We start from the raw sequence: 2,351 nt of genomic DNA on the forward strand, positions 1-2,351 counted from the left end.
GGGGGGAGGGTGGCGGGGGGGGGGGGGTTGGTGGTGGGGGTGGGGGCCCTGGCCGTGGCGCAGGGGCGGAGGGAGTAGCGGGGGGGGCGGTTGGAGGAGGCGGTGGCGGCCCTGGCCGAGGCGCAGCGGCGGACGGAGGAGCGGGTGGGGCGGTTGGAGGAGGCGATGGCGGCCCTGGCCGAGGCCCAGCGGCGGACGGAGGAGGCGGTGGCGGCCTTGGCGGAGGCCCAGCGGCGGACGGACGAGCGGGTGGGGCGGTTGGAGAAAGCGGTTGAGCGACTGGATGCAACTGTGGAGGGACTGCGCAGCGAGGTGGGCCGGTTGTCCCGGGTTGTGGGAGCAACCGCAGAGGAGGGGGCTGAAAGTGTGCTACGGGTGATACTGCCTCGGAAGGGCTATCGCCTGTTAGCAGAGCCCCGCTTAGTGGCATGGGATGGTGAGGTGGATGTAGTGGTGCCCGCGGAAAAGGATGGGCAGGTGATTTGGGTGGTTGTGGAAGCGAAAGTACGCCAGAGTTGGCGAGCCATTGAAGATTGGGCGAATCGTATGCGTTCTGAGGGCTTCCGGCGCAGTCTTGCCGCAGCGGGCGTGAGGGGGCCTTATCTGGTTTATGCGTTTGGTATCCGTGTGGATGAAGGGGCTGAGGAAGCGGCGCGGAAGTTTGGCATCGGTCTGCTCACGGCCGGGGGAGAACAGGTGCCGCCCGGAGAATTGTTGCCGCCCGGGTAACGATTCTCCCCGGCTTTCCCCTGTTGGGAACGCGCTCTTGGATGGAGCTGAGGCCATAGCTAAAGGATGTCCATAAGCTAGGCCGGGGACGAAGGCCCAGCCTATGAAAGGTGGAATCCCTTAGGGGTTCAGCTTGCCCGATAGAAGATCCTACGCACCACCTCCAGCCCCTCGACCAGCCGGTCGACTTCCTCCAGTGTGTTATACAGATAGAAGCTTGCTCGGGCGGTTGCGGTCAGGCCCAGGCGTTCATGCAAGGGCATCGCGCAATGATGGCCCGCCCGGATACAGATGCCCTCCCGGTCCAGGATGGTGGCGATGTCATGGGGGTGCACTCGGTCCATCGCGAAGGCCACGACGCCGCCGCGCTCGGTTGGGGGTGGGCCGACGATCCGGATACCCGGAATTTCACTCAACCGTTCCATCGCGTAAGCGGCCAGGGCCTGCTCGTGGCGGTGAATGGCCTCCAGGCCGATGCTGCGGAGATAGTCCACTGCCGCGCCCAGTCCAATCGCCTCGGCGATCGCTGGGGTCCCTGCCTCGAATTTGTAAGGCAACTCATTCCACTCCGCGCCTTCAAAGGTGACCCGGCGGATCATATCCCCACCGCCCAGGAAGGGGGGCATGGCTTCCAGCAACTCCCGTCGCCCCCATAGCACCCCAATGCCGGTCGGCCCGCACATCTTGTGGCCTGAGAAGGCCAGGAACTCACATCCCAGCTCTTGAACGTTCACGGGGATATGGGGCACTCCCTGCGCCCCATCCACCAGCACCACGGCCCCGGCCGCGTGGGCCTTCTCGATGATCGGCCGGAGCGGGTTGATGGTCCCCAGCACGTTGGACATCATGGTCACCGCCACCAGGCGGGTCCGCTCGGTGAGCAGCGCATCCAGGAGATCCAGCCGCAGGCGGCCCTCCTCGTCGATGGGGATATAACGGATGCGGAGCCCCTTCTCTCGGGCGATCAGGAACCAGGGGACTAAGTTGCTATGGTGCTCCATCTCGGTGAGGAGGATCTCGTCTCCCTCTCGGAGAAAGTGACGGGCCCATGCGTAGGCGACCAAGTTGATGGCCTCGGTGGTATTACGGGTGAAGATGATCTCCTTGGGGGAGGTCGCACCGATGAAGGCGGCGATCTTGCGGCGGGCCTCCTCATAAAGAGCGGTCGCCCGTTCGCTCAGCGCATAGACCCCCCGGTGAACGTTGGCGTGGGTTGTCCGGTAGTATTCGTTCATCGCCTCGATAACCGGGATCGGTTTCTGGGAGCTGGCCGCGCTGTCCAGGAAGACCAGGGGTTTTCCATTGATGGTTTGATGGAGGATGGGAAAATCCGCCCGGATGCGCTCAACATCAAGCTCAGTTCGCAGCGCCACACTCTTCATGTGGTCCTCCAGGGTTTTCACGCACCATCGTTTCTGGCAGTCACCCCTTTCAGCGGCCCGCATCCCGCGAAGAACAATAACTATCACCGGGTGAGGTGACCACCTCGTTTCCATTTTACCATCGGGGCTGGGGGCCGTTTGGAGCAAGGCGCGTTAGCGCCCGCTTTGCTCGTTTCCCCCGGCCCCCTGGGACCCTCAAGCTTCCTCTACGAAGTTTCTATGAGGGGCGGGCCGCATATG

Annotated in this window: 2 protein-coding genes; one reads left to right on the forward strand and one right to left on the reverse strand. The window is 64.0% G+C overall.

Going from position 1 to position 2,351, the window contains the following annotated elements; all coding sequences use genetic code 11:
- Positions 1-90: 90 nt before the first annotated feature.
- Positions 91-729: a hypothetical protein gene (locus ACFMO5_RS02500; RefSeq protein ID WP_376791195.1), complete on the forward strand. Its 639-nt coding sequence runs from the start codon at positions 91-93 to the stop codon at positions 727-729.
- 128 nt (positions 730-857) lie between these two features.
- Here ACFMO5_RS02500 and ACFMO5_RS02505 read toward each other — a convergent pair whose 3' ends face one another.
- The gene (locus tag ACFMO5_RS02505; RefSeq protein WP_376791196.1) at positions 858-2,111 is read right to left on the reverse strand and encodes a cysteine desulfurase; all 1,254 of its coding nucleotides are present in this window, start codon (positions 2,109-2,111) and stop codon (positions 858-860) included.
- Positions 2,112-2,351: the final 240 nt, after the last annotated feature.

The organism is Thermoflexus sp. (genome assembly GCF_042408365.1).
GTDB lineage: Bacteria > Chloroflexota > Anaerolineae > Thermoflexales > Thermoflexaceae > Thermoflexus.